The 26,373-nt window shown below is 57.3% G+C and carries 22 protein-coding genes; 7 read left to right on the top strand and 15 right to left on the bottom strand.

Annotated features, from left to right (window positions below; translation table 11 throughout):
* Positions 1-4 precede the first annotated feature (4 nt).
* The 4 genes from BXA07_RS10565 to BXA07_RS10550 form a co-directional block, all read right to left on the bottom strand.
* Positions 5-616, bottom strand: a complete 612-nt coding sequence (locus tag BXA07_RS10565; protein WP_076567897.1) for a response regulator transcription factor — start codon at positions 614-616, stop codon at positions 5-7.
* Complete coding sequence (locus BXA07_RS10560; protein WP_076567896.1) at positions 603-2,198, bottom strand: ATP-binding protein; 1,596 nt, start codon at positions 2,196-2,198, stop codon at positions 603-605. The genes BXA07_RS10565 and BXA07_RS10560 overlap by 14 nt, the downstream gene beginning before the upstream one ends.
* Before the next feature lie 112 nt (positions 2,199-2,310).
* The gene (locus BXA07_RS10555) at positions 2,311-3,702 is read right to left on the bottom strand and encodes a sensor histidine kinase (protein WP_083708158.1); all 1,392 of its coding nucleotides are present in this window, start codon (positions 3,700-3,702) and stop codon (positions 2,311-2,313) included.
* Complete coding sequence (locus BXA07_RS10550; protein WP_076567894.1) at positions 3,699-4,385, bottom strand: response regulator; 687 nt, start codon at positions 4,383-4,385, stop codon at positions 3,699-3,701. The genes BXA07_RS10555 and BXA07_RS10550 overlap by 4 nt, the downstream gene beginning before the upstream one ends.
* 157 nt (positions 4,386-4,542) lie before the next feature.
* On the opposite strand from BXA07_RS10550, the gene BXA07_RS10545 reads away from it, so the two are divergent.
* From BXA07_RS10545 to BXA07_RS10530, 4 genes are all read left to right on the top strand, one after another.
* Positions 4,543-5,364, top strand: a complete 822-nt coding sequence (locus tag BXA07_RS10545; protein WP_083708157.1) for a MipA/OmpV family protein — start codon at positions 4,543-4,545, stop codon at positions 5,362-5,364.
* Positions 5,365-5,467: 103 nt separating this feature from the next.
* Positions 5,468-6,013 (top strand): universal stress protein, encoded by a 546-nt coding sequence (locus BXA07_RS10540; protein ID WP_076567892.1) that lies wholly within the window; start codon positions 5,468-5,470, stop codon positions 6,011-6,013.
* Positions 6,014-6,044: 31 nt separating this feature from the next.
* Positions 6,045-7,058 carry a VirK/YbjX family protein gene (locus BXA07_RS10535; protein WP_076567891.1) on the top strand — a complete coding sequence of 338 codons (1,014 nt, stop codon included), beginning with the start codon at positions 6,045-6,047 and terminating at the stop codon, positions 7,056-7,058.
* 179 nt (positions 7,059-7,237) lie between these two features.
* Positions 7,238-7,468, top strand: a complete 231-nt coding sequence (locus tag BXA07_RS10530) for a DUF6139 family protein (protein ID WP_076567890.1) — start codon at positions 7,238-7,240, stop codon at positions 7,466-7,468.
* Positions 7,469-7,535: 67 nt separating this feature from the next.
* On the opposite strand, the gene dnaE is transcribed toward BXA07_RS10530, so the two are convergent.
* The gene (dnaE, locus tag BXA07_RS10525; RefSeq protein ID WP_139335525.1) at positions 7,536-11,072 is read right to left on the bottom strand and encodes a DNA polymerase III subunit alpha; all 3,537 of its coding nucleotides are present in this window, start codon (positions 11,070-11,072) and stop codon (positions 7,536-7,538) included.
* A gap of 137 nt (positions 11,073-11,209) precedes the next feature.
* On the opposite strand from dnaE, the gene BXA07_RS10520 reads away from it, so the two are divergent.
* The 3 genes from BXA07_RS10520 (at position 11,210) to BXA07_RS10510 (ending at position 13,817) form a co-directional block, all read left to right on the top strand.
* Entirely contained in the window at positions 11,210-12,100 is an 891-nt protein-coding gene (locus tag BXA07_RS10520; RefSeq protein ID WP_076567888.1) for a sulfurtransferase, read from the top strand.
* A 369-nt stretch (positions 12,101-12,469) separates the two neighbouring features.
* Positions 12,470-13,453: a glycosyltransferase family 2 protein gene (locus tag BXA07_RS10515; RefSeq protein ID WP_076567887.1), complete on the top strand. Its 984-nt coding sequence runs from the start codon at positions 12,470-12,472 to the stop codon at positions 13,451-13,453.
* A complete protein-coding gene (locus BXA07_RS10510; RefSeq protein WP_083708156.1) occupies positions 13,383-13,817 on the top strand; it encodes a GtrA family protein in 435 nt (144 codons plus the stop codon). Before BXA07_RS10515 ends, BXA07_RS10510 begins: the two co-directional genes overlap by 71 nt.
* Before the next feature lie 75 nt (positions 13,818-13,892).
* Here the strand turns inward: BXA07_RS10510 and BXA07_RS10505 are convergent, their stop codons facing one another.
* From BXA07_RS10505 to rfbB, 10 genes are all read right to left on the bottom strand, one after another.
* On the bottom strand, positions 13,893-15,803 hold the full coding sequence (locus BXA07_RS10505; protein WP_083708155.1) for a DUF2142 domain-containing protein: 1,911 nt from the start codon (positions 15,801-15,803) through the stop codon (positions 13,893-13,895).
* Positions 15,804-15,883: 80 nt separating this feature from the next.
* The gene (locus BXA07_RS10500; RefSeq protein ID WP_139335524.1) at positions 15,884-16,162 is read right to left on the bottom strand and encodes a hypothetical protein; all 279 of its coding nucleotides are present in this window, start codon (positions 16,160-16,162) and stop codon (positions 15,884-15,886) included.
* A gap of 41 nt (positions 16,163-16,203) precedes the next feature.
* Positions 16,204-17,505, bottom strand: a complete 1,302-nt coding sequence (locus BXA07_RS10495; protein ID WP_083708154.1) for a glycosyltransferase family 4 protein — start codon at positions 17,503-17,505, stop codon at positions 16,204-16,206.
* Positions 17,502-20,585, bottom strand: a complete 3,084-nt coding sequence (locus BXA07_RS10490; protein WP_083708153.1) for a glycosyltransferase — start codon at positions 20,583-20,585, stop codon at positions 17,502-17,504. Before BXA07_RS10490 ends, BXA07_RS10495 begins: the two co-directional genes overlap by 4 nt.
* Positions 20,575-21,921, bottom strand: coding sequence for an ABC transporter ATP-binding protein (locus tag BXA07_RS10485; protein ID WP_076568002.1), 1,347 nt, complete (start codon positions 21,919-21,921; stop codon positions 20,575-20,577). The genes BXA07_RS10490 and BXA07_RS10485 overlap by 11 nt, the downstream gene beginning before the upstream one ends.
* 49 nt (positions 21,922-21,970) lie before the next feature.
* On the bottom strand, positions 21,971-22,792 hold the full coding sequence (locus BXA07_RS10480) for an ABC transporter permease (protein ID WP_076567882.1): 822 nt from the start codon (positions 22,790-22,792) through the stop codon (positions 21,971-21,973).
* Positions 22,792-23,343 carry a dTDP-4-dehydrorhamnose 3,5-epimerase gene (rfbC, locus tag BXA07_RS10475; RefSeq protein WP_212592286.1) on the bottom strand — a complete coding sequence of 184 codons (552 nt, stop codon included), beginning with the start codon at positions 23,341-23,343 and terminating at the stop codon, positions 22,792-22,794. Before rfbC ends, BXA07_RS10480 begins: the two co-directional genes overlap by 1 nt.
* A complete protein-coding gene (rfbA, locus tag BXA07_RS10470; RefSeq protein ID WP_076567880.1) occupies positions 23,337-24,233 on the bottom strand; it encodes a glucose-1-phosphate thymidylyltransferase RfbA in 897 nt (298 codons plus the stop codon). The genes rfbC and rfbA overlap by 7 nt, the downstream gene beginning before the upstream one ends.
* Positions 24,230-25,126, bottom strand: a complete 897-nt coding sequence (gene rfbD, locus BXA07_RS10465) for a dTDP-4-dehydrorhamnose reductase (protein WP_076567879.1) — start codon at positions 25,124-25,126, stop codon at positions 24,230-24,232. Before rfbD ends, rfbA begins: the two co-directional genes overlap by 4 nt.
* Positions 25,123-26,178, bottom strand: coding sequence for a dTDP-glucose 4,6-dehydratase (rfbB, locus tag BXA07_RS10460; protein ID WP_076567878.1), 1,056 nt, complete (start codon positions 26,176-26,178; stop codon positions 25,123-25,125). The genes rfbD and rfbB overlap by 4 nt, the downstream gene beginning before the upstream one ends.
* Positions 26,179-26,373: the final 195 nt, after the last annotated feature.

Below are 26,373 nucleotides of genomic sequence, written 5' to 3'. Positions count from 1 at the left end.
GCGGCTAGCCGGCGCCGAGCATGCTGAGACGCACCAGGTCAGCCACATTATCAACACCCAACTTGTCCATCAACCTGGCCTTGTGCACTTCCACGGTACGCACGGAAATACCGAGCGCCGGGGCAATGTCACGGTTATGCTGCCCCGTCACCACCAATTGCATCACTTCCCGCTCACGCGGCGTCAGGGCGAGCAGCAAGGCCTGCCCCTCGGCCTGACGCAACAATTGGCCGCGCGCATGCGCCTCACGCGAAAATGCTTCCTCGATGGCGGCCAGCAGCTTGTCGTGGTCGAACGGCTTTTCCAGGAAATCGCTGGCCTGCGCCTTGAACGCCTGGCGCGCCAGAGCCACGTCGCCATGTCCCGTGATGATAATAATAGGCAACATGCAACCGAGTTCCAGCAGACGGCGCTGCAGGCTCAGGCCATCCATGCCCGACATGCGGATATCGATCAGCAGGCAGCCGGCCCACTCACGCCGCCAGCTGTGCAGAAAATCCTCGCCGCAGGAAAACAGGGCAGTTCGGTAGCCGCGCACTCCCAGCAGCAAACCCAGCGCATCGCGCACGGCGGGATCGTCATCCACGATAAACACCGTCAAGTTACTTGTCACCATACTCTCCTGTAGCCGCCGCACTGACGCGCGCCAGGGGCAAGACAAAACGAAAAATACCATGCTTGCCCACTTCAGCCCATAGCTGGCCACCATGCGCTTCGACAATAGCACGGCTAAGCACCAGGCCCAGTCCCAGGCCGCTGGCCTTGGTCGACACAAAGGGTTCGAACAGGCGCGCCGCCAGGCTATTGGAAATGCCCGGCCCGCTATCTTCCACGGACAACCGCAACCGCCCGCCCTCAAGCCGCTCGGCTGACACCGTGATGCGGCGCTGCCCGCGCGGCTGGCCCAGCACAGCCTCCTGCGCATTGGCCAGCAGGTTACGCAGCACCAGTTCGATCTGCAGGCGGTCGGCATTCACGGCCAGCGGCGAGGGCGGCGCCAGCACCAGTTCGATGCCATGCTCATGGAACAACGGCGCAAACTGGCGCGCCATGCCATCGACCAAGGCGCTCGCCTCCACCGCTTCGAGCTGCATCGCGCCCGTACGGAAAAAATCACGCAGGCGGCGCACCACTTCAGCGGCCCGTCCCGATTCGACGATCATATGGCCGACTGCGCTTTGCAGCAAGGCGCCGCTCTCGCCCCGTTCCAGCAGGTATTCGCACGCCTTGCCATACGTCGACAAGGCCGTCAGCGGCTGATTCAGCTCATGCGCCAGGGCGGCCGCCATCTCGCCGGCGGCCGCGAGGCGCATCGTGTGCTTGAGTTCGTCGGCCACCTGGCGTATTTCGTCGACGACAATGCCGATAAAAAAACCCACCAGCGCCAGCACCGCATCGAGCATCTGTAATTCATAGAACTGGATATCGACCGCATGCGACCATTTCACGAGGGTGATGATGCAAAGTTGCAACACGAACACGGCCAGTACGGCGCCATACAAACCCTGGCGCGACGCGGCCCAGATCACGGGGAGAAACAGGAAATAGAAATGCTTGTATTCAGAACGTACGATGGAGCCAAAGACGCTCCACAGCACGAAGCTGGCCAGAGCCAGATAGGCCAGGGTTTCCCAGTGCCAAACAGCTGTACGCAGGCGTTCGCGCCCCCGCTCACTGAACAGCACCCAGATCAGCGGCATCGAGACGACCATGCCTACCGTGTCGCCGATGCCGAAACGCCATACTGCCGTCACCCACTCGCCGGCGGGGATACGCCCGGTCAGCGACAGCAGCGAGATATAGCCAAAGGCGTTGAACATGGTGCCGAACAGGACGATGGCGACCCAGGTGACCAGGCGGCGCCGGCTATCGAAGATATCGCTGCTGCTAAAACTGCGGCGCAGGGCCGTGCCGATACCACCATAGCCGAGTACCAGCCACGCCGAGCACAGCAAGGTCAACGGCAAGCCGGCGGGCATGCCGCGCACCAGCACCTCGCCTGCCAGCAAGGCAATAAACCACGGCAGCGCCGCCTTGCGGCCATGGATCAGCCAGAAAACCAGGCCCAAGGCAGGGTCGGGATTCCATGGCGTGATGTTCAATCCATACATCGGATCGATATAAGTGGCCCAGTCAAACAGCAGATACAGGCCGATGAAGGCGGGATACTGCAGGTAGGGGGAATGGATACGGTGCATAACGGTGTTTTCTGGCTGTCCCGCATTATGCATCGCCGTCGTGCGTCACGCCATGCTATCTTGCGTTATATGCACACATGATAATATTCACACAACATCCATGCACAATACCTCAAGCATCGGGGCCCAGCGGCAGCCTCACCTCCACCAGCAAGCCCAGGCCACCGTTGCCGCGATGCAACTGGATCGTCCCGCCATGCTGGCGTATCACCGAAGCAACGATGGACAGGCCCAGGCCGCTGCCAGGCTGCGCCTGCTGGGGCGCACGGAAGAAGCGGTCGAACACGCGTTCATACAGGGCCGGGGCGATGCCCGGTCCCTGGTCGGCTACATGCAGTACCGCATGGCCCCGCTCCGCATGCAGCGATACCGTCACGCTGCTGCCACGCGGGCTGTACTTGATGGCGTTTTCCACCAGGTTGTCGATCAGTGAGACCAGGCTTTCACGCTGGCCTGGCACGCGCAGCGACACGCTGGACTGCAACTCCAGCTCGATGCCGCCCGCTTGCGCCAGACCGGACAGGGCCGCCAGGCGATCTTGCAACAAGGTATCGAGCGCCTGCAGCCGGAGTTGCTCACCCGCCTCCGCCTGCACCTCGCTGCGCGTCAGCTGCAGCAACTGGCCCACCAAACGCGCGGCCCGGTTACCGCTGTTCAGGATGCCGTCCAACAACTCCTGCTGGCGTGGATCATGCGTCTGGCCCTGCAAGGCCTCGACGTTGACGCGCATGGCCGCCAGCGGAGTACGCAGCTCATGCGTGGCGTCCGCGATGAAGCTGCGCTCGCGCGCGGCGCTCGTGTCGACACGTTGCAGCAGCGCATTGATGTTGTCGACCAGCGCCGCCAATTCGCCGTGCGGCGGCTTGAACGTCAGCGGACGCAAGTCCTGCGGCCCACGCGCCGCCACCTCCTGCGCCACCTTGCGCCACGGGCGCATGGCCAGGCGGATCGACAGCCAGGCCGGCAACAGCAGGAAAGGCAAACTGATTAGTAACGGCAGCAGGTAGTAACCACGTGAATTGATGGTGACGAAGAATTGCCAGGCACCGCCCGCCTCCAGTACGGTCACGCGCGTGGCGCCCTCGGCCAGGCTGCGGCTGCGCCAGGCCTGCCCTTTGACATACACCACTTCCATCTGCTCGGGGCCGGCGCTGCGGATGCCACTGGGCGCATCGGGCGACTTGTAGACCAGCTTGCCGTCACGCCAGACCAGGATGCGCGGCGCCAGTTCCGGCACCTGCCCCGTTTCAAACTCCTCGCGCAAGGCTACATCTATTGCGCGCAGGCTTTGCTGCTGACGCTGCGGCTGGTCGGCCAGGTTGTCGGCCACACTGATGATGGCGCGCAGCACGCCGCGGCTCACATTGCTCGCTTCGCCCGTGCCCTCGATCAGCACATAGGCGACAGCCAGGCTCCACAGCACGGTCAGCATCAGCATTTGCGCCATCATCAGGCGGCGTACCAGCGTGGGGCGCCACAATATCTGCCAGAAACGTCCCATCATGCGCCGGTACCGGGCTGAGCGGAGGTTTCACCGTGCTGGTCGATGACATAGCCGACGCCGCGCACAGTACGGATATAGCCTTCGCCTATCTTGCGGCGCAGGTTACCCATATGCACATCGAGAGTATTGCTGGCATTGGCCAGCCCGCCCGGCAGGATATGTTCTTCCAGCACGCGGCGCGTGATGACGCGGTTGGCGCGCATCAGCAAGGTTTTCAGCAAGGCATATTCACTGGCCGTCAGTTCCACCGGGCGCCCGTGTACGCTGACCCGGCGCGTGGGTACTTGCAGCAGCAAGCCGCGCAGCTCGATGGTGTCGCCGTCGAAACCGTAGCTGCGGCGCGCCAGCGCACGCACGCGCGAGAGCAGCTCGGCCAGCACGAATGGTTTCACCAGATAATCATCGGCGCCGGCGTCCAGGCCACGCAAGCGCTGTTCCAGGGTATCGCGGGCGCTGAGGATCAGCACAGGCAGGCGGGCTGCCCGCAATCTGGCCAGCAGGTCGAGGCCATCGCCGTCGGGCAGGCCCAAGTCCAGCAGGACCAGCTCACAACTGTCATGTTCCAGGCTGCGCGCCGCATCCTCCAGGCTGCGTACCCACACCACTTGCATGCCCTGGTCGCGCAACGCGATACGCACGCCATTGCCCAGGTCCATATCGTCTTCAATCAGCAGTATCTTCATGATGAGTATTAAACCACCGCAAGCTGAAGAATGGGTAAAGAAGCGCTCTTCATGCAATCTTAATAAAAGGCTCATTTTTCCTTCATGACACAGGCCGATACTGGCCACAGTCAATCGAGCCACTCCGGCCTCGGTTCTCCACCTGACGGAAAACTCCATGCACGCACCTACTACCCTGTTGACCTCGCTGGCACTGGCCTGCGGCCTGACCTTGAACCCGTTGGCCGCAGCTGCAGCCGAGCCTGTCTCAGAAAATGTCTTCACCATCGGCGGCGGCGTTGCCGCCGTGTCCAGCTATTCCGGCTCCGACAAGCTGTCCGCCTCGCCGCTGATCATTCTCGACTACGCCATGGCCAATGGCCTGTTCATCAGCACCTCGCGCGGCATCGGCTACGGCGGCCAGGCCGGCCCCTTCAGCTACAGCGCGGCGCTGGGCTACCGGGGCAACCGCGAGGACCACAAGCGCAAGGGCGTCAATGGCTGGGGCGGTAGCGATTTCCTGAAGGGCATGGGCGAAGTCAAGGGCAACGCCAGCGCCCTGCTCAATGCCGCCTACTCTCCCATGCCAGGCCTGTCGCTGAGCGTCGCGAGCGACATTCCCCTGTCAAATCGCGAAAATGGCGCAAACATGCATTTCGGCGCCAGCGGCCAGGTCTACGGAAGGGCCGACGCCAAGGGCGTGCAGCAGGACAGCGTGACCATCAGTGGCCAGCTGGGCTGGGGCGAGCGCAAATACGTGCAGACCATGTATGGCGTGACGGCGGCTCAGGCGGCGAAGACCTCATTCAAGCAATACACGCCCAAGGGCGGCTTCTATGAGGCGCAGGCCACCGTCAACTGGGAACACCGCATCGACGCCCGCTGGGGCGTCAATACCTTGATCGGTGTCGAGCACCGGATGGGCGACGCGGCCAAGAGCCCCATCGTGCAGCGCAAGACATCGCCCATCGGTGCCGTGTATGTCACCTACCGCTATTAAAACAGGGGAGGCATAAGGGGAACCCGTACGCTGTTTCGCCAATTTACAGGGCATGAGGGCATGGATAACATGACACGGTTTTCCTTCCACTGCCGCCCTGTCCATGCCTGCATCGCGCCTTGCCCCGCAACGTACCCACGCCCCCGACAGCGCCGCGGACACTTGCGGCCAGCCGGGCCAGGCGACGCTGCAGCTGCTCCTGCCCGTCAAGCGTACCAGCGACATCATCTATGGTGCGCGCTACGCCCGGCGAATGCAGGAATGGGGCATCAAGGTCCGCGTCAGCCTGTTGCACGTGACGCCGGCGCCATCCCGCCAGACGGAGGGCGTACCGCAACAGAGCGCCGGTGACGGGGTAGGCAGCATGCTCGATGCAGCCACACAACAGATGATGCACGAGGCGGGCCTTTACCTGAGCCGTTCGCGTATCGATTTCAGCACCCACATTTTCGCCGGCGAGTTGCTGTTCACGATACTCGATACGGCCGAACTGCTGGGATGCCATGAAGTGATCCTGCCAGCGCACAGGCACAGCACCTGGCCACGCCATTTTTCGGGTGGACTGGCGGGAAAACTGGCGCGTGGCAGCCGCGGCACCACCATCCTGCTGGCAAACCACGAGGGCGTCAGCAGCCCGGTACCCGTCTGAACCGAAACGATTCAGACGTTCTTCCTTTATCATGGACATGCGCACGATGATGCCAACTATTACCTTGTCTGACGGCTTGATGGCGATGCCGAACGGCATACGCCGCTGGCGTGAACTGCTTAAACTGCATCTGCGCGCCGGCGTGCAGCAGCGCCAAACCCGCCGCTGGCTACAACTGCTGAACTCGCATCCGGTTTTTCATGAGCTGGTACAAGCCTATCCGCACATGATCCATAAGGTTTACCGCCCTTACCTGAGCCTTACGCTGAACTGCCGCCAGCGCGTGGAGTTGCTGGCCGAACACTACCACTTCATCTTGCAGCAGGGCTGGGGCAAGCTGATGATTCAGGCGGCCCGGGGTCCTGTTCGCCTCGGCACGGTACACGGCAAATCGGGCGCTCCCTACCACCTGCAACTGTGTTCGCTGCATCCCATGGATCGCGAAGGCGAAATGGTGCTGCAACTGATGGACGACAACGACGTGCTCTATTCGATCGCCTTCTCCTTCTTCGGCAGCCAGCTGCATGCCACCCTGGGCGTGAGCGTCGGCTGTGTGCAAGGCCCGAAGGGGCAGGAAAGCGTGCACCGCGTGCGCGAGGCTACACGCGACCTGCATGGCATGCGCCCCAAGACCCTGATGGTGCGCCTGGTGCGACAGCTGGGACACGAACATGGCTGCCGTAAAATGATTCTTGTAGGCAACATCAATCGTGCCGTGCACCATTCCGCCAAGAAAGGACGTTTGTTCGCCGATTACAATGCGCTATGGCAGGAACTGACGGCGCAAGTACGACAGGACGGTGATTTTGAATTGCCATGCGAAAACCTGCCTGCGCCGGCGCTGGAAGAAATTCCTTCAAAAAAACGCTCGGAGGCGCGCAAGCGCCACGAGTTGACACTGGCGATGATCGCCAGCCTGCGCAGCGGCCTCGACTCCCATCGCTGCGCGGTCGGGTTTGCCACAGCCGGCGCTGCGGCAGCGGCCGCCGATACACGCCAATTTGCCGATCTCGACGACGACGATTACACCTCCGCCATCGCCTGATACGGGCTGGCCAGTGCACGACGCCCCGCCCCCGCGTCCCAAGCTGCCGCCATTGCCGTCCCCCCTTCTCCCCTGTAGCACAGTTGCACAATCCGTCTGGAGCATAATCCTGTTACGCTAGCACTATCGGCGGGCACCTCGGGTGCGCCGGTTCCCCCAACGCTTACCAGGAGGCATTCATGCGCGTAGACATCTACCGCCGGGCCGAGCACGACGGCATTTTTTCCTATCTCGCCGTGCCGGAAGGAAAACTCATTCCGGAAGAAGTGACCAATACCGACTGGCAACTCGAAGTGCGCGCCAGCGAAGTGGCCGACGATGCCCAGATCTTGCCCGACTACCATATCGACCACCCGCACCAGCAGATCGCCGCCAAGGGCTATGCGATCACGGGCCTGAAAGACATGTAAACGAAAAAAAAGCCAAACCCGAATGTCTGCGGTTTGGCTTTTGTTTTTCAGGCTGAGCGCTTGCCGGTCAGTATTCGACCGCCACCTCTTGCGCGCCCAGTACCTGCTCGAGCGCCGTCTGCAGCTCATCGGACGGCGCCACACGCCACGCGTCACCGAATTGCAGCACGCAACTGACGCCTTGCGGGCTGACCTTGGCGGCGATCGGCAATCCGTCCTCAGCCCGGTGCGGCATGATCACGTCGCTGATGCGCTTCATGTCCAGCGTCGTGGGCAGAGTCAGGCCCAGTTGCCGGCCGTATTGCACGCGCGCGGCGATGATGTCGAAGGCGCTCTCGGCAGTGATGCGCAAGCCACCCGAGAAACGGTCTTCCGACACCTTGCCCACGACGGCGAGGAATTCATCTTCCTTGAAGATTTTCCGGTTGGAATCGAACAATTCGCCGTACACCGTCACCTCGACGGTACCGCTCTTGTCGTCGAGGGTGACGATGAGGATCTTGCCGCGCTGCGTCATCTGCGTTCGCAAGCCCGTGATGACGCCCGCCATCATGCGCGGTTCGCGCGACGGCGACAGCTCCGACAGTTTCGTGCGCGCAAAACGGCGCGCCTCGGGCGCATACGAATCGAACAAATGGCCGGACAAATAGAAGCCCAGCGCGATCTTTTCTTCCGTCAGGCGCTGTTTATCCGTCCACACGGGCACTTTCACGTACTCGGGCGGCGCCACCATGTCGCTGTCGTCGCCGCCAAACAGGCTCACCTGATTCGCCGCCTTGGCCGCCTGGTCGGCGCACTCCATGGCAAAGGCCACGGAGGCGAGCAGGATGGCGCGGTCGACCTTCAGGCAGTCGAAGGCGCCGCTGCGGATCAGCGATTCGATGGTGCGGCGGTTGATTTGCTTTTTATCAACACGCTTGCAGAAATCGAACAGGCTCGTGAACGGGCCGCCCGCCTCGCGCGCCGCGATGATGGCTTCGATGGCGTTCTGGCCGGACCCCTTCACGGCACCGAGGCCGTAGCGGATCTGCGTGACCTTCTTGCCGCTGACGGATGGCGCCTCGCCGCTCGGCGTAAAGCGGTAATCGGATTCGTTGATATCCGGCGGCAACAAGGTCAACTTACAGATTTCCAGCGAGTCTTCCACCAGGATCTTGATCTTGTCCGTGTCGTCCATGGCCAGCGACAAGTTGGCGGCCATGAAGGCGGCCGTGTGGTGCGCTTTCAGATACGCCGTGTGGTACGACAGCAGGGCGTAAGCGGCGGCGTGCGATTTGTTGAAACCGTAGCCGGCGAACTTTTCCATCAAGTCGAAGATCTCGTCGGCCTTTTCCGCCGTCAAGCCATCTTTCGCCGCACCGGCGCGGAATATCTCGCGGTGCTCGGCCATCTCTTCGGCTTTCTTTTTACCCATCGCGCGGCGCAGCATGTCGGCGCCGCCCAGCGAGTAGCCGCCGACGATCTGCGCCATCTGCATCACCTGCTCCTGGTACACCATGATGCCGTAGGTTTCGGACAGAATCGATTCCGTGCGCGGATCGGGATAATCGAAACGTTCGCCGTGCTTGCGTTTGCAGAAATCGGGAATCAGGTCCATCGGGCCCGGACGGTACAGCGCCACGAGCGCGATAATGTCTTCGAAGCGGTCTGGACGCGCGTCTTTCAGCATGCCCTGCATGCCACGCGACTCCAGCTGGAACACGGCCACGGTCTTGGCCTTGGTCAGCAGGTCATACGACGGCTTGTCGTTCAGCGGCAACGTTGCCAAATCGAAATTAGCTTGCGCGGGATCGAGCTGCTTGATATAGCGCACGGCGCGGTCGAGAATCGTCAGCGTGGTCAAGCCCAAAAAGTCGAACTTCACGAGGCCGACGGCTTCCACGTCGTCCTTGTCATACTGCGACACGACGCCCGAGTCGCCGCCCTGCGTGTACAGCGGGCAGAAATCCGTCAGCTTGCCCGGGGCGATCAGCACGCCCCCCGCGTGCATGCCGATATTGCGCGTGATGCCTTCGACTTGCTGCGCCAGGTCCAGCAGCTGCTTGACCTCTTCCTCGTTTTCAAGGCGCTCCTTGAGCAGCGGCTCTTCCTCGATGGCGTCGGCGATCGACACAGGTTTGCCGGGCTTGAACGGAATCAGCTTCGAGATGCCATCGCAGAAGTTGTAGCCGAAGTCCATCACGCGGCCCACGTCGCGGATCGCGCCCTTGGCCGCCATGGTACCGAAGGTGGCGATCTGCGAGACCGCCTCCTTGCCATACAAATCCTTGACGTGCTGAATGACGCGGTCGCGCCCTTCCTGGCAAAAGTCAATATCGAAGTCGGGCATCGAGACGCGTTCGGGATTCAGGAAGCGCTCGAACAGCAGGTTGTATTGCAATGGATCGAGGTCGGTAATGAGCAGCGAATACGCCACCAGCGAACCGGCGCCCGAACCGCGGCCCGGACCGACGGGCACGCCGTTTTCCTTGGCCCACTGGATAAACTCGGCCACGATGAGGAAGTAGCCGGGGAATTTCATGTTACAGATCGTGTCCGTCTCGAATTTCAAGCGCGATTCATAGCGCGGACGCTCCTTTTCGCGGCGTTCGGGATCGGGATACAGCTGCAATAGCCGTTTTTCCAAGCCCGCCTGCGATTCGGCGACGAGGAACTGGTCGATTGTCATGCCGGGCGGCGTGGGGAAATTCGGCAGTTGCGGCTTGCCCAGGGTCAAGGTCAGGTTGCAGCGCTTGGCGATTTCCACGGAATTGGCCAGCGCGGCCGGCAAGTCGGCGAACAGTTCCTGCATATCCGCCTGCGACAGGAAGCGCTGGCTGTCATTGAAGCGCTTCACGCGCTTGGCGTTGGCCAGCATCTCGCCTTCGGCGATACAGGTACGGGCTTCATGGGCAATAAATTCCTCTGGGGAAATAAATTGCACGGGATGCGTCGCCACCACGGGCAAGCCCAGCTTGGCCGCCAGCGCCACCGCGTGGCGCACCTGCGCCTCCTGGTTGGCCTGGCCGCCGCGCTGGATTTCGATATAGAAATGGCCAGGGAAAATCTCGGCCCAGCGCTGCGCATTGCGCTCGGCCAGGGCCAGGTTGCCATTCTCGATGGCAATGCCGACATCGCCGAAGTGCGCGCCGGACAGCGCGATCAAGCCATTGGCCGCGCTTTCGCCCGGGTACAGGTCATAGGTATTCGTCGCCAGCGCCTGCAGCCACTCGATGCGCAGTTCGGCGCGGCCCTTGTACTGGTTGGTCAGCCAGGCCGTCGACAGCAGTTCGCACAGCTGCAGATAGCCCATGCGGTTCTTCGCCAGCAGCAGCAGGCGCGACGGTTTTTCGCGGTTGTCGTCATTCGTGATCCACACGTCGACGCCGACGATGGGCTTGATGCCCTTGCCGCGCGCTTCCTTGTAGAACTTGACCATGCCAAACAGGTTCGACAAATCGGTGACGGCCAGCGCCACCTGCTTGTCCTTGGCCGCCGCCTTGACCACGTCATCGATGCGCACCAGGCCGTCGACGATCGAATACTCCGAGTGCACGCGCAAGTGGACAAATGCGGGCCCTTGCGGGGCTTGCGGTGAACCTGCCGGAGCGCCGGCCTCTTGCATTACCATTTCCATCCTGTGTACCGTTTCGTGCAAAATTCAATGGGGTCTATTCTACCGCGTCGCGCGTGTGTACCGGGTATCCTGGCCGGCCTGTCGGGCTTATAATATCGGCTGTTCAGTCTAAGCCGATCGCCATCATGCAAGCCTTCACCCCAGCAACACCCGCCATTTCCGCCGCCGTCAGTCCGCCGGCCGCCACGTTTGTCAATATCGCCGCGTATAAATTCATCACGCTGGCCGATACGGAAGCCATGCGTCCCTTGTACCAGGAGCAATGCCTGGCGCTGGGTCTGAAGGGCACCATCCTGCTGACGCCGGAAGGCATCAACATGTTCCTCTCGGGCACGCGCGAGCATATCGACAACTTCCTCGCCTGGGTGCGCAGCGACGCCCGCCTGGCGGACCTGGAATGGAAGGAAAGCTTGTCGAATGAGCAATCGCACAAGCGCATGCTGGTCAAGCTGAAAAAAGAAATCATCACCATGCGTATGCCGCTGATCAAGCCGGAGCTGGGCCGCGCCCCGTCCGTCGACGCACACACGCTCAAGCGCTGGCTCGATGCCGGCGTTGACGATGCAGGCAAACCCGTGGTCATGATGGAAACGCGCAACGCGTTTGAAGTGGACGTGGGGACGTTCAACAACACACTCGATTACCGTATCGACAAGTTTACGGAATTCCCGGCCGTGGCTGCCGCCCACAAGGATGAACTGGAAGGCAAGACCGTGGTCACCTTCTGCACGGGCGGCATCCGCTGCGAAAAGGCCGCCATCCACATGAAGGAAATCGGCTACGACAGCGTGTACCAGCTCGACGGCGGTATCCTCAAGTATTTCGAAGAAGTGGGCGGCGAGCACTACACGGGCGACTGCTTCGTCTTCGACTACCGCACGGCCTTGAACCCGAAGCTGGAACCGACGGAAACCGTACAGTGCTTCGTCTGCCGCGCCGTCGTCACGCCGCGCCAGCAGCTGGCGCCCGAGTATGTGTATGAGGTGTCTTGCCCGCATTGCTACAATAAAAAATAGTCATGCGACAGTGTATGGGGCCTGACAATATTGCAGGATAAAAGCAGTACCGCGTGGTTTCATGTAAATACAATTGATCCATTCGCTGCCTTTACCCACGCCGTGCCCCCTACCTGACGCTATAATCGATGCCGGTCAAAGCAGCATGATTGCACACACCAAGCGAAATGTGTGCCTGGAATGCCCGGGCACGTTGATTCTTGGCCTCTAGCTTCAGCAAGGGCACCTTCATAATTGCAGGCCCGGGGGCATGAGTGAATCTTTTCCCTGTCATTCAACTGCTGCGTATATTGGACGCGGCAATCGGTTCGAAAATGCCAGCAGCGGCGACTTTTCATCAACGAGACATTGCATCACTACCGATTACCTATGACTTTAAATCACACCATTGCCGTAGTCATTCCAAGCTATCGCGTTACGCGCCATATTCTTGACGTCATCGCAGGCATCGGCCCGGAAGTGAGCCGGATCTATGTCGTGGATGACAAATGTCCGGATGGCTCCGGAACGCTGGTAAAGCAGAAATGCTCGGATGATCGTGTGCGGGTTATTGAACATAGCGAGAATCAAGGTGTCGGCGGCGCGGTCATGAGCGGCTACCAGGCGGCGATTGCCGAGGGCATTGATGTGATTGTCAAGGTCGATGGCGACGGTCAAATGGATCCGACATTGATAACTGACTTTGTTGCTCCCATTCTCAGCGGTGAAGCAGATTACACAAAAGGCAACCGCTTTTTCGACCTGGAGAAAATCAGGTCCATGCCGCCGATGCGTTTGTTCGGCAATGCCGTGCTGTCGCTGATGACCAAGCTGTCCTCTGGCTACTGGGACCTCTTCGACCCCACCAATGGTTTCACTGCAATTCATGCAGATGCAGCCCGCCACCTGCCCTTCAAAAAAATCAGCCGCCGATATTTTTTTGAAACCGATATGTTATTCAGGTTAAATACCATTAACGCCAAGGTGGTCGACATTCCAATGGATGCCAGTTATGGCGATGAAGTCAGCAATCTGAAGATTTCCAAGATCATTACCGAGTTCTTGCTCAAGCACGGACGCAACTTCTTCAAGCGGATTTTTTATAATTACTATCTGCGCAATATGTCGCTCGCCTCGCTTGAATTGCCAATCGGCCTGCTGATGCTGGTGGGTGGCGCCGTGTACGGTGGCTGGCACTGGTTCCTCTCCATGCAGGCCGGCGTCGAGACGCCAGCGGGTACAGTCATGCTCGCTGCCCTGCCGGTCTTGATGGGCATGCAATTGATCCTGTCCTTTGTCGCTTATGATATTGCCTCAGTGCCACGCCGGGCCATTCACAAAAAGAAAGTCAAGATTGCCAAAATTAATACATAAACTATGGCAACCGCAGATTGTCATTTATCTGCTTGGCGGCGTTCTAAGCGCGGTAGTCGACATCGGAATAATGCAGTTACTGATACTGGGGGGAGCGCATCCAGTCATCGCAACCACCTGCGGTTTCGCTCTGGGTTTGCTGGTGAATTACGCGTTCCACTTCAAGGTCACGTTCAAGAACCCGAAAAAAAATGGTTCTTTCATCCGCTATTTATGCGTCGTCTTGATGAACTATCTGTTGACGATCGGCCTGGTACAACTGGCACTGATCGCCGGCATCAATCCCTTGTACGGCAAGATCATTTCGCTACCGCTTGTGGCCGCAAATGGCTACATTTTGGGACGCATCTGGATTTTCAAGTAGGAACGCGCGCTGACTGATCTCGCATCGCGGCATAGGATCAGTCAGACAACGTTAGCTCATGAATGGCCTGGCACCTTAAAAGCGCGCACAGCCCGGCGTATATCGTTTTGTTCCGTTTGCAAACTCATACACGATGCACGTAGTCACACGACCATCGGCATGGTGCGCCTCCCATGTGCTCACGCCGGCACCGCCAGTAGATACGATGCGGGCAAGATGGTACGGCAACGGATCCAATGTGAAAAAGTGGTACTTGTTATCCTGAAGCACATCAAGCTGGAAAGGTACCGTCAACACTCTGCCATCCAGCGCCGTCAAGACGAGACCGGCGCTGCCGGGATTGTCCCTAGCGTAGGTCCCAAACATGATGCCGATGCGCTTTAACGATTGCGGAATGCTTTTTTGCTTTTCGTCAAATTGAATTGTAATCGCCTGATCAGCGCTCAAGGCAGGACTCGGATGAATAGGCAACGATAGCAATTCAGTCTCCTGGATGCCCATGTAATAACGACTGATGAGGCTACGCGCCGTTTCCGACATCGAATAAAGTCCGACAACAAAAACCAGCAGCAACGCCAATTTACGCTGCCACCCCTCATTTAATGCCGCCTCACCCGAAATGGCATACGCTAGCATGGCGACCGGCACCCAAAAATACCTTCCCTGCACGCCATTGATAATGGATGCAGGGTGTGGAGTCCAGCTCACCAGCAAAGCAAAAAAGATCAGCAGAACGGATAAGCCCGCGCAAATGGCCAGGGCCATCCTGGGGCGCATGCTTAGCCGTAGTGTTTTGACGGAAATCGACAGCACCGCTATCAGGCCAAACATCCAGGTCAGAAAAACATACACGCCTGTTCGAAATGGCGTATCGAGCCAGCCAAGAATGCCCAGGAAGGACTCGCGATAGAAACGCTGCAAGTCCGACGATGAGAGCGTGGCAACCAATACTTCAAAATAACTCCATGGATGCTTGACGTAATACGCAACGATGCTGCCAGTCGAGGCGCCCAGGTTCGCGCGGTGATCGACTGTGGTCTTCATCGCCAGAATGATCCAGCCAAAAATAAACACCGTGGTCAGCGCAAAAATCAGCCATCTCCGTTTATGCGTCACATAGCGGCAACTAAGTAGCAGCAGCAGTAGCATCGGCAGCAAATGGACACGGCAACTGATCAAGATGGCAATGCACAATGCAAAGACATAAAAAATCCAAGCCGCCGCTTTTTCCCGGTCCACCGACAAGCGCAAAAAGGCCGAAATACAAAATATCGCTAGCGCATTCGAGAATGCGTCGAGTGTCGCCGATGAAAATTGAAACAGGCTCATAGGCAAAACAAGCATTGCAAGCAGCAATGGGTTCGTTGGAAACAAACGCAATGCCAGTACCAGGACGCCCGCCACAGCAAACAAGACAAAAAGCCGCGCCAGACGGTACGAGGCATCCACGCTCATGCCAGTTCGTTCGCCGATAGCCAGGCCGAGCGCCTGCGGCAGATATACTAAGGGGAAATAGACAGCCGACCCGGGGGCAGGTGTGTATTCCTTCTGACCGTTCCATTGGATATCCAGCGCAGCATCCGATTTCTCAATGGATAAACGCCGGTCGCGTGCGGAAGGCAAGTTCGCATAAACGCCGATATATGCGCCCAAGCCACCGTCGATGTAACCACCGGACTGCTGTCCTTCGGGTGCATCAAGCAGGATTGTTCCATGAGATAAGAAGTAAGCACGTTTGACATGCTCAAACTCATCCGGGGACTGGAACGGAGGAATCAGGGCAGACATGAAGGTGCCTGCCACCAAAAAAAGTAGCACAATCCACATGGCCGGCACAGCCAACAAGCCGCTACCACCGCCTGTGCGCCTCGCATTGATTTCATTGCGGTTGTCGGACAAAACGTCTCCTGCGATCAAATTATTAGAGTAGTACAAACACGGCTGCCATTGCGCAGTTTGCAAGGGACATGCGGATTTGGCGCCCATTGACTCGTCCTGCCAGGCGAAATCCGTGCTTCGCGGGACAGGAAAGGGGGATACCGGCAGTGTGCTCACCGGCCCGACGGCTATTCCATCGGAAGCGGATTTTCGCCCAGGGCATTAAATTCAGCCGCACTGATTTCCAGCACCATATCCGGCGTATAGCCATTTTTATGCAGCCAGGCGGTGTTGCTGATCCAGCGCCGCTGGCCATCCTGCACCAGGAACCAGCCATCCTTTTTGCCACCGTTACTTGGTGGCTGGCGCACTATTTTTCCTTCATAAATGACCGGTGGCATGATCGCACGCGCTGGGGGAACTTCGCTGGCGTCCCCGCAACCTCCCAGCGCCAGAAGCAGCGACATACCGTAGACAATAGCTATTGCCGGATATGATGGCCGCATGGTCAGGCAGGCTTTGCCGCAGAAAACTTCAGGCCGAATGGCGTTCTGTCCAGAAACGACGCAGGCGGATTCAGCATGAAATCTGCCACTGCGCCCAGACTGACGTCCCATCCCGACAAGGTATTCTGAATGTGGTGGGCGGCATTCCGCCGCACGGCGGCCGTCTCCTCGTAATGATCGAGGGCATAGGCCAACGTAGCGGCGATGTTCGAGGCCGTTGGGGGTGCCAGGAAACAGTTTTCTCCATCCTTCAGCAGCCAGGTATTGGCCGCATTGTAGTTGGTCACGACGGTGGAACCACAAGCCATCAGCTCGAACGGTAAATAGGATGGATGTTTCGTCATCATCATGACAAAGCCGACATGGCAGCTGCGGTACAGATCACCTGTTGCCGCATACGGCAACATGCCCACACTGGTCACCATGCCACCCAGGCCATATTGCTCGGGATTCCAGCCTGTTCCGGCGCAAATGATTTCCACGCGATCCCCCTGCTCCTGCTTCAGGCGTGTCAATGCAGCCGCAGCCAATTCAAAGCCGTTACGCGGCGTGCCCGGACGGGCATAATAGAACAACCGTTTTGGCGCCGCCGGGCGCTCTTCCTTTGGCGGATAAAAAACCGTCTGATCGATACTTGGCTGCAGTATGACAGCGCAGCCGCCATAATCGCGCTCGTATATTTCCTTGAGCGTTTGCGTATTGCAGATGCCATAGAAGCCGAAATGATAGGTCAACTCGGTCTGGGCATAGGTACTTCCGGCTGGATAGAACGCCGGCTCGAAATCCTGGATCATATAGAATTTATAACCGGTGTTTTGCACACCCAGCAAGACATACGCGGTCGTCCACAGCGTCGCGACCGAGTAGTCGGAAGCGGGGATCTCGTTGATCGCCTTGGCGGAATTGAGTACGATCAACTCAGCCTGCTCCAGTGTGGGGAAAGCACTGACCACTTTCGCCTTCATTTCGCTTTGGCTGGCATCGCCGCAAATCAAGAAACGCTGTTTCATGCCCTGCAGGCGCTGCAGGCTTTCCGCCAGGCGCAAAATCGTCATGACGCCACCATAAAACGGGCTGTCGAACTGCGGCAAATACCAGTTGCACACACGGTCCTGTATTTTGGCCGCGATACGCTCAGGATGTTGCTGTGGTGTGCGCAAATGCTCTGGCGCGCAGTCGATGATGCGCGCCAATTGCAGCGCGTCGCGCGTATAGCCTGACCAGGTCGAGTCATTCAGGATGACTTCCGTGCCAAGCACACGTTTGGCAACTTTTCGTACTACGGATTTAATTACTTTTTTCATGAATGCAACCTGAGCGGACTGACTTGATCAAAAGCGGGATTGAAATACGGATCGGAATGATAAAGCTTGCCATCATTCGGCCATTGTGATTCCGGCGACTGGCTGAAAAACACTTTCGCGAAAGGATTGACCAGGCCGCGCTGGCCCGTCAGCGTCAGCGCCATGCAAAATTGCTCAAAGCCGCTGCCGCTCAACGCGACGTCGACAAGGCTGTCGAGCGCCATATGCATGGCACCGGACTTCATCGCCATCGCGTAAGGCGATGCGGCGCGGCTATTCCGATACCAGAGCGGACCGCCAAACCAGCCAAACGAATACAAGGGGCTGCCATGAAACATTGGCGCTGAACGATGGTCGTCGCTAACGACGCGCCCGGCTTCGTAAACAGTATTGTCTGGATTCAAGGCGATCGCGCTGGTCCACGCGATTTCATCATGCTCTTCCACCCATGCGGTCAGCTCGGTGAACATGGTGGCGGAATAATCGCTGGCACGGCCATCGAGCAAGACGATCACCTGCTCGGGGGGCACTTCCTTGAGGACGTTCAGGGCCTGGCGCCAGTCGGGCGCATCCACGGCACTGAACATAAATCGCGCATTCCAACCCTGGCAAGCCTTGAGTACTTGCTGAAGATTTGCACTACGGCACACGACATGAATATTGCGCACCTGAGCTAGGTGATTGCAGCGCAACACGTTCAGGGCCGTCAATAATTGCTCCGGCGTGCCACTTTGATAAATTACCACGTCGTTCGTGATGGTCTTGTTCGGCCAGTGGATATGGAACAGCCCGTCGCGTGTCGGCATGGCAGTCGCTGGCAAACCCTTGCGCCGGAAGTAATTTTGCTGCACGCGCAACTGCCCCATGGCCGCATAGGGTTTCGCGGCGAGACCTGTGGCCGTCGATGTCGGCAAAATACGCCAGTGGTACAAAATAGACGGTATCCGAGCGACATGTTTGGCCTTCTCTATGACACGGAAGAAGATATCCCAATCCTGTGCACCATCCGTTTCTTTGTGCCAACCACCAATGTCACGGATCAAGTGCGTCCGCATGACATTCAGATGCGTTAGGTAGTTTACCGAATGCATCATCTCGGGACTCCACTCCGGCTTGAACAGGGCATTCATGCGCACGTACCCATCGGCTGTCATCGAATCCTTGTCCGAATAGATGAAGTCTGTCTCAGGCGCTGTCTGCAACAGCTTTGCCACTTCATAAAACGCCCATGGCGTCAGCGTATCGTCATGGTCGAGCAATGCGACATATTCCCCGGTCGCCAGTTCCAGCGCCGCATTCGAATTGCCGGATATACCGGCATTCTCCGGCAAGTAGGCGACTTTGAAACGGAGATCGTCAGCAGTCACTTCCTGCAACCAGCGCCAACCGTCGAGATCAGGGGAGTCCGCCCACACGATACAGGCTTCCCAGTTCGCATACGTCTGCTCACGCAGGCAGCCCAGCGTCTCGGACAGGACGTCACGCGGCACCTTATAAATGGGAATGACGACACTGATGAGAGGACGATAGCCAAACGCAGCCGATTCCAGCGCCTGCGCCTGCAAGGCAACCTGGTCTGGTTCGTGCTCGGCGATCCACGCTTCCAGTTGCGGATGATCCGTTCTTGCACGTGGCAAGTTGCTGTCTTCCGCGCGGGCGCCATGTGCACTGTGCTGGTACTGCGCCTTCTTGCTGGAAAACATGGAGCGCAGGCGCAAGCCGGCGACCCGCGTCGCTTCCCCGGGCCCGGCCACCGCAACCTTGGTGGCAAAGCGGACACCGAAGGTCACCATTTTTCCACGGCGGCTTTGTATCGGTGCCAGTTTGCCACGCAGGCCAGTAATCCGGCGGCCCAGCTTTGCGCCAAAGCTCGACGCTTCCTGCGTCAGACGAAACACTTCCGCATTCAAGAAATTGCGTTGATATTCCAAATTACCAACATGCGTCTGCACATCCGCCAATTGCGCCTCCGCTTTGGCGAAGGCTTGCTTGAGTTCCTGAGCTGCCGCCATATCGGCACGCAATTCATTTAGATGGGCATCGCGTGCGGCAAGCTCCGAGCGCAACCGCGACATTTCAAGTGTGTCATCGGCAATTTTCTGCTCCAAGGCATGCTGTGCCTGAACGGCCTCATCCATACGCTCTTTCGCCTGCCGAGCGGAAACATGCAGCACAAGCATTTGCTGCTGGTAACCGACCGCATCCAGATGGGCCGAGCGCTGTAATTCGCTACGCTCTTGCAGTGCGGGGCGTATGCTGCCCGCCGTCGTAACCGGCTCAGGCAGGTAAGACCAGACGTTATGCGTCTGCTTCAGCGCCGTACCGTAACTCCGGTGGTAAGTCTTGACATTCGAGGCAACCAGCTCATCTTCGCCAATGATAACGCGCTCACCCAGCACATTGGCTTGCGCCGGCGCCTTATGGATAACACAGATAGAATTAATGAATTCGACCGAATGGATCTGACCCAGCATGACTTCGTCAAAATGCACCTGATACTGCTGAGCAAACATTGCCAGCAGGTCAGCACGCGAATTTGCGATGCCCCAATGCTCATAGTTAACGATGTCTGCCAGCAACTTAAAGAAGTTGATGGAAGACGTCGGATCCACCAGGCCGCCTTCAAATTCGCTCCAGTAACTGCAATGCAAATCTTCCGCGACGAACACTCCCCCCTGCTTCAAATATGGGAAGTAACGGACAAACGACTTAACGATATCAGATGAAAGGTGCGAGCCATCATCAATAATAATGTCAAATGCGCTAGCATGCGAAATAATTGTCTGTTCTGTCTCGTCCTGGTTGGCATCCGCCGTAACAACTACGATCCGCGGATCGTCATAACGCAAGCGTGCACATTCCGGGTCGATATCACAGCCAATAAATTTTTCCGCATGCGGGAAAAACTTGGACCATATTTCCAATGAGCCACCATTTTGGATGCCGATCTCCAGCATCGCAATTTTACTGCTGCGGTATGGTCCGAATATGCGGTCATATTCACGCAAATACAAAGACCATTTATCCGACACTTTGCCGTGATGCTCAAAATACATCTGCTGTAAGGATTTATTGTTCATTTGCAACTTTTAAGACGACGTGTTCAAAAGGTAGGCCAACCAGTCCCCAGCGTATCTTGCTGGAACTAACCGTCAGCACAAGGATATCGTGCAAAAAGTGATGCTGGATATTGTCATACAAAGTCCCGGTGGCAGCCGAGGCCATCACGGCATATTCGCCGTTTGGCAGCATAGGCAGAACGAATGTGAATTCAGCAGAAAACTCCTGGCCCGCTGCCACGGGACTTACCTGCAAGTCAGTAAAGGGCAAGGTGTTTTCGCCAAATAACTCCTGTCCCAGGCGGTCCCGCACGGTAAAACCGAGGATGGGTTGCGGCAAGTCCTGATGTGCCTTGGCACGCACCGTGAGGCAGACTCTTTCGCCGCCAAGGAATGCGCCTTCATTGGCGCTGTCCAGACGATCAAGCGTAACGCTCAGCAATTCCATCACGCCCGTCTGCCAGCCTTTCGCATGCTCCAGGTTATCCCGCACGACCACCTGCGCCGCATAGTCGAGAGCAGGCTTGGTCTGTCCCACTACCGGCGCAGCTTTCTTGCGCTCCACCACGCTGAGCTTGGCATCCTTGCCATAGGTCTCCTGCAAGGTGTGCTGCAAATAGGCTTCCGATACTTCCTGGGAACTACCGATCATCCTTGCTTCGCCATGGGCCAACCAGATGCCGTTCTGACACAGGTTTTGCACCGATCCCATATCATGGCTGACGAACAGCAAGGTGCCCCGTTTCTGGAAGTCCCGGATATAGCGCATGCATTTCTGGGTGAAAACGGCATCACCGACTGCCAACGCTTCGTCGATAATCAAAATATCCGCGTCGACGTGCGCGATGACGGCAAATGCCAGGCGCACAAACATGCCGCTGGAATAGACTTTGACCGGCTGTTCAATGAAATCGCCAATTTCCGCAAAGGCGGCAATCGCATCAAACCGCTGATCGATTTCCTCCTTGCGCAAGCCAAGGATGGTGCCGCTCATGTAGACGTTTTCGCGTCCCGTAAATTCAGGGTTGAAACCGGCACCAAGCTCCAGCAGCGCGGCGACGCGGCCCTTGGTGGTAACCGTGCCGCCTGTGCTATCGAGCGTGCCGCAAATCAGCTGCAGCAAAGTGGACTTGCCTGAACCATTGCGGCCGATAATGGCCACGGTTTCCCCCCGGCGCACCTCGAATGACACATTTTTCAGTGCCCAGAATTCGCGGAAATATTGTCTTGCGGGCTTACCCAGCAAGCGCTGCAGACGCGGATAGATCGATTCTTTCAGGCGATCATGTGGCTGGCTATATATTTGATAACATTTGGAGAGATTCTTAACGCTGATGACGACATCCTCGTTCGCCATTCCGGCAATCGATGGCGCTGTCGCTTCGCTGTTGTTCGTCAAAGGGGTATCAAAGGACATCAGCGAACCCTTTCCGTGTTTTCTGGAACCAGGCAAAACCGGCGAACGCGATGACGAGTCCGGCCGACAGCATCAGTGCCCAATGGAAAAAATCAGGAACCTTGCCGAAAATCAAGGTATTCCGCCCTTCTTCGATGGTAAATGCCAGGGGATTAAATTGCATCCAGCCTTGATATTTTTCCGGCAAACTCGATACGGGATAGACAATCGGCGAGAGGAAAAACAAGACGGAGGTAAACATGCCCATCATCTGCCCGATATCGCGCACATACACGCCCAGCGAAGCCAGGAACCAGCTGAAACCCATCGTGATGAACACCAGGGGCAAGAGTACGAAAGGAAAGAGCAGTGCGGTCCACACCAACTGGTGCGCCAATACCAACTGTACCAATAACAATACGCCCAGACTGATCAGGCTATGGAAGACGGCCGAGCCAAAGGCAACCCATGGCAGCACCTCCAGCGGAAAGATGACTTTTTTAACGTAGTTGACGTTGGACAAAATCAAACCTGGTGCACGGTTAACGCACTCGGCAAACAGGCCGTGAGCAATCATGCCGACGAATAAAATGACAGCAAAGTCGGACTTGCTGTCCGTTCCGCTACTTCCCCAGCGTGACTTGAATACGACGGAAAAAACGAACGTGTAGATGACAAGCATCAACAGTGGGTTAAAAAACGACCACAAAATGCCCATTACCGATCCACGATACCGGCCGACAACTTCGCGCTGAATCAAGGCCTTGATGAGGCCCCGATGACGCCATAAGCTGCCGGCCATTTCACGGGGAGAAATGGAAAAATGCTGCATCAGGCAAAGACCTCGGCAGCCTTCAGCGTCGCGCCATTCGTGTCCTTGCCTGACAACAGAGGTGGCGTCGTGATAGGCCAGCTGATATTCAAGTCCGTATCGTTCCACAACACGCTACGTTCGAACTCGGGTGCCCAATAATCAGTTGTCTTGTACAGGAATTCCGCGCTTTCACTAAGTACGACGAATCCATGTGCGAAACCTTCAGGTATCCACAGCTGTTTTTTATTGTCAGCGCTAAGAACTTCCCCTACCCATTTGCCAAAGGTAGGCGAACTACGGCGTAAATCCACTGCCACATCAAAAACGGAACCCGCCACGACGCGAACCAGTTTGCCTTGCGGCTGCTGAATCTGGTAGTGCAAACCACGCAATACGCCCTGCATCGAACGGGAATGGTTATCCTGCACAAAATTGACCCGGCGGCCAACGGCGGCTTCAAATTTTGCGTGGTTAAAACTTTCAAAGAAAAAACCACGATCATCGCCAAATACTTTAGGTTCAATGACGATCACATCGGGAATCGCAAGCGGAATCGTATTCATTAAAATATCTTCTCTTTAATAATGCGCAACAAATATTGCCCATAGCCATTTTTCAACATCGGTTGTGCAAGCCGTTCAAGTTGCTCAACGCTAATCCAATTTTGCCTATATGCAATTTCCTCAGGGCAAGCCACTTTCAAGCCCTGGCGACGTTCCAGAGTAGAAATGAACTGCCCCGCATCCAGCAACGACTCGTGCGTGCCGGTATCGAGCCAGGCATAACCACGGCCCATGATCTCGACATCGAGCTGCCCTTTTTCCAGATACAGGCGATTCAAGTCGGTAACCTCCAGTTCGCCGCGCGCTGACGGCTTGAGACTCTTGGCCAGCTTCACGACCTGATTATCATAGAAGTACAAGCCGGTGACGGCATAATTGGAACGGGGGACTGGCGGTTTTTCTTCCAACGACAACACTTTACCCGCCGCATCAAATTCAGCGACACCATAACGCTCAGGATCTTCCACATGGTAGGCAAATACGCTGGCACCTTGCGTACGCGCCATGGCACTGGACAGCAAATTATGGAAGTCATGTCCATAAAAAATATTGTCGCCAAGTACCAAGGCGCAAGGGGAATCCCCCAGGAATTCCTCGCCGATGATAAATGCTTGCGCGAGGCCATCCGGCGACGCTTGCACTGCATACTCAAGGTTCAAGCCCCATTGCTCACCATTCCCCAGCAATTGCTGAAAACGCGGCGTATCTTGCGGCGTGGAAATAATTAAGATATCGCGAATACCCGCCAACATTAATGTGCTGAGTGGGTAATAAATCATGGGCTTGTCAAAGACCGGTAACAACTGCTTGCTGATGGCCAGAGTAGCCGGATGCAAACGCGTGCCTGAACCTCCCGCCAACACTATGCCCTTGCGCTGCGTACTATTCTCTTTCATGCATGTTCCTTCTCGCTAAGCTGATCAACAATCCGGTTTACGTGTACTGTCCAATCTGGAAACTGCAGACCTAATGCCTGCTGCAATTTGCGGTTGTCCATACGTGAATTTGCAGGACGCTTGGCCGGCAATGGATAGGCAGAACTTGGTATGGCGGAAATTGCGGAAGCAACAACTCTCAATGCGATGCCATTCGATGCTGCACGCGCAATCACGTGGCTGGCCAGACCATGCCACGTCGTACTCCCCGATGCCGTCAAATGATAGATGCCGCTCGCCAGTTTGCCATCACGGTGACCAAGAATGGCAAAGCTGGTGACATCTGCAATCAACTCGGCAGACGTCGGCGCGCCATATTGATCGGCAACCACATTCAATGCGTCACGCTCTTTAGCCAAACGCAACATTGTCTTAATGAAGTTGCTACCGTACGAAGAAACGACCCAGCTGGTACGCAAGATCAAGGCCTTGCAAGCACTATCGAGTATCGCCATCTCGCCCGCGCGCTTGGAACGGCCGTACACGCTCTGTGGCGCTGTAGCATCATTTTCAACGTAGCTCCCCTCTGCGCGGGTGCCGTCAAATACATAATCGGTGGAGTAATGGACGAGCAATGCGTCATGTTGAGCAGCATACGCCGCCAGGACCGCAAGCGCCTCAGCGTTGACGGCAAAAGCCGCAGCCTCGTCCGACTCGGCCTTATCCACGGCTGTATACGCGGCCGCATTCACGATCACGTCAGGACGATACTCGCCCAAGACGGTGGTCAGTGTCGAAGGTTGGCTGAGGTCAGCCACGCCACGTCCGAGCGCAAGCACTTCCCCCAACGGCAACAAGGTGCGCTGCAGTTCATGCCCAACCTGGCCGTCTTTTCCCAATAACAAAATTTTCATGTGTACTGTTTCTCAATCCACTTACGATAAGTGCCGCTGGTCACATTATCGACCCAAGCGTTATTTTCCAAATACCATTGCACTGTCTTGCGAATGCCCGTCTCAAACGTTTCAGCCGGCTTCCATCCCAGCTCACGCTGCAGTTTGCTGGCGTCGATGGCGTAGCGGCGATCATGTCCCGGACGGTCGGTCACGTAGGTTATTTGCGTGCTGTAGCTAGCGCCGTCGGTGCGCGGACGCAATTCGTCCAGCAAAGCGCAGATGGCATGCACGATTTCGATATTCGGCTTTTCGTTCCAGCCGCCCACGTTGTACACATCGCCCAGCGTGCCCGCTTCCAGGACGCGACGGATGGCACTGCAATGATCCTTCACATACAGCCAGTCGCGGATTTGCTGGCCATCGCCATACACGGGCAACGGTTTGCCGGCCAGAGCATTGACGATCATCAACGGAATCAGTTTTTCTGGGAAATGATAGGGACCGTAATTGTTGGAACAGTTGGTGGTCAGGACAGGCAAACCATACGTGTGGTGATAGGCGCGCACCAGATGGTCACTGGCAGCCTTGCTGGCAGAGTAAGGGCTGTTCGGCTCGTAACGGTGCGTTTCCGTAAAAGCAGGGTCGTCCTTGCCCAGCGAACCATATACCTCGTCCGTCGAAACATGCAGCATGCGGAAATTCTGGCGCGCTTCGCCCTCCAGGCCGGCCCAATACGCACGCACGGCTTCCAGCAAATGAAACGTGCCGACAATGTTTGTTTGAATAAAATCTTCCGGACCATGAATCGAACGATCCACGTGGCTTTCCGCCGCGAAATTCACCACCGCGCGCGGTTTGTGCTCTGCCAGCAGCTTCGCCACGAGCGCGGCGTCGCCAATATCCCCCTGCACGAAGAGGTGGCGCGGATCGGAGTCCAGCGAGCGCAAGGTATCGATGTTACCTGCGTAGGTCAGCTTATCCAGATTAAGCAAAGCTTCGTCCGTCTGCCCAAGCCAGTCCAAAACAAAATTTGCGCCAATGAATCCTGCGCCGCCCGTAACTAGTATCATCAAAAACTCCCTAAATATTTCTTTTAATCACACCCAATTGAAGATGTCACGAATATTCCACCGAGGAAATAAGTTAAGCACAAGTCAACCAAAGAATTGTACTCCATCAGGGATTTCCCGAACCATTTCGACGCAGGTGGACAATCTACATTGTGCGCTTTCAGCAACGTGAAAAATATGCCTTTCAGCAACAAA

This window comes from Janthinobacterium sp. TND4EL3, assembly GCF_900156175.1.
Lineage (GTDB): Bacteria > Pseudomonadota > Gammaproteobacteria > Burkholderiales > Burkholderiaceae_D > Janthinobacterium.
The sequence above is the reverse complement of the archived record's forward strand: the minus strand, read 5'-3'. Positions and strand labels throughout refer to the sequence as shown.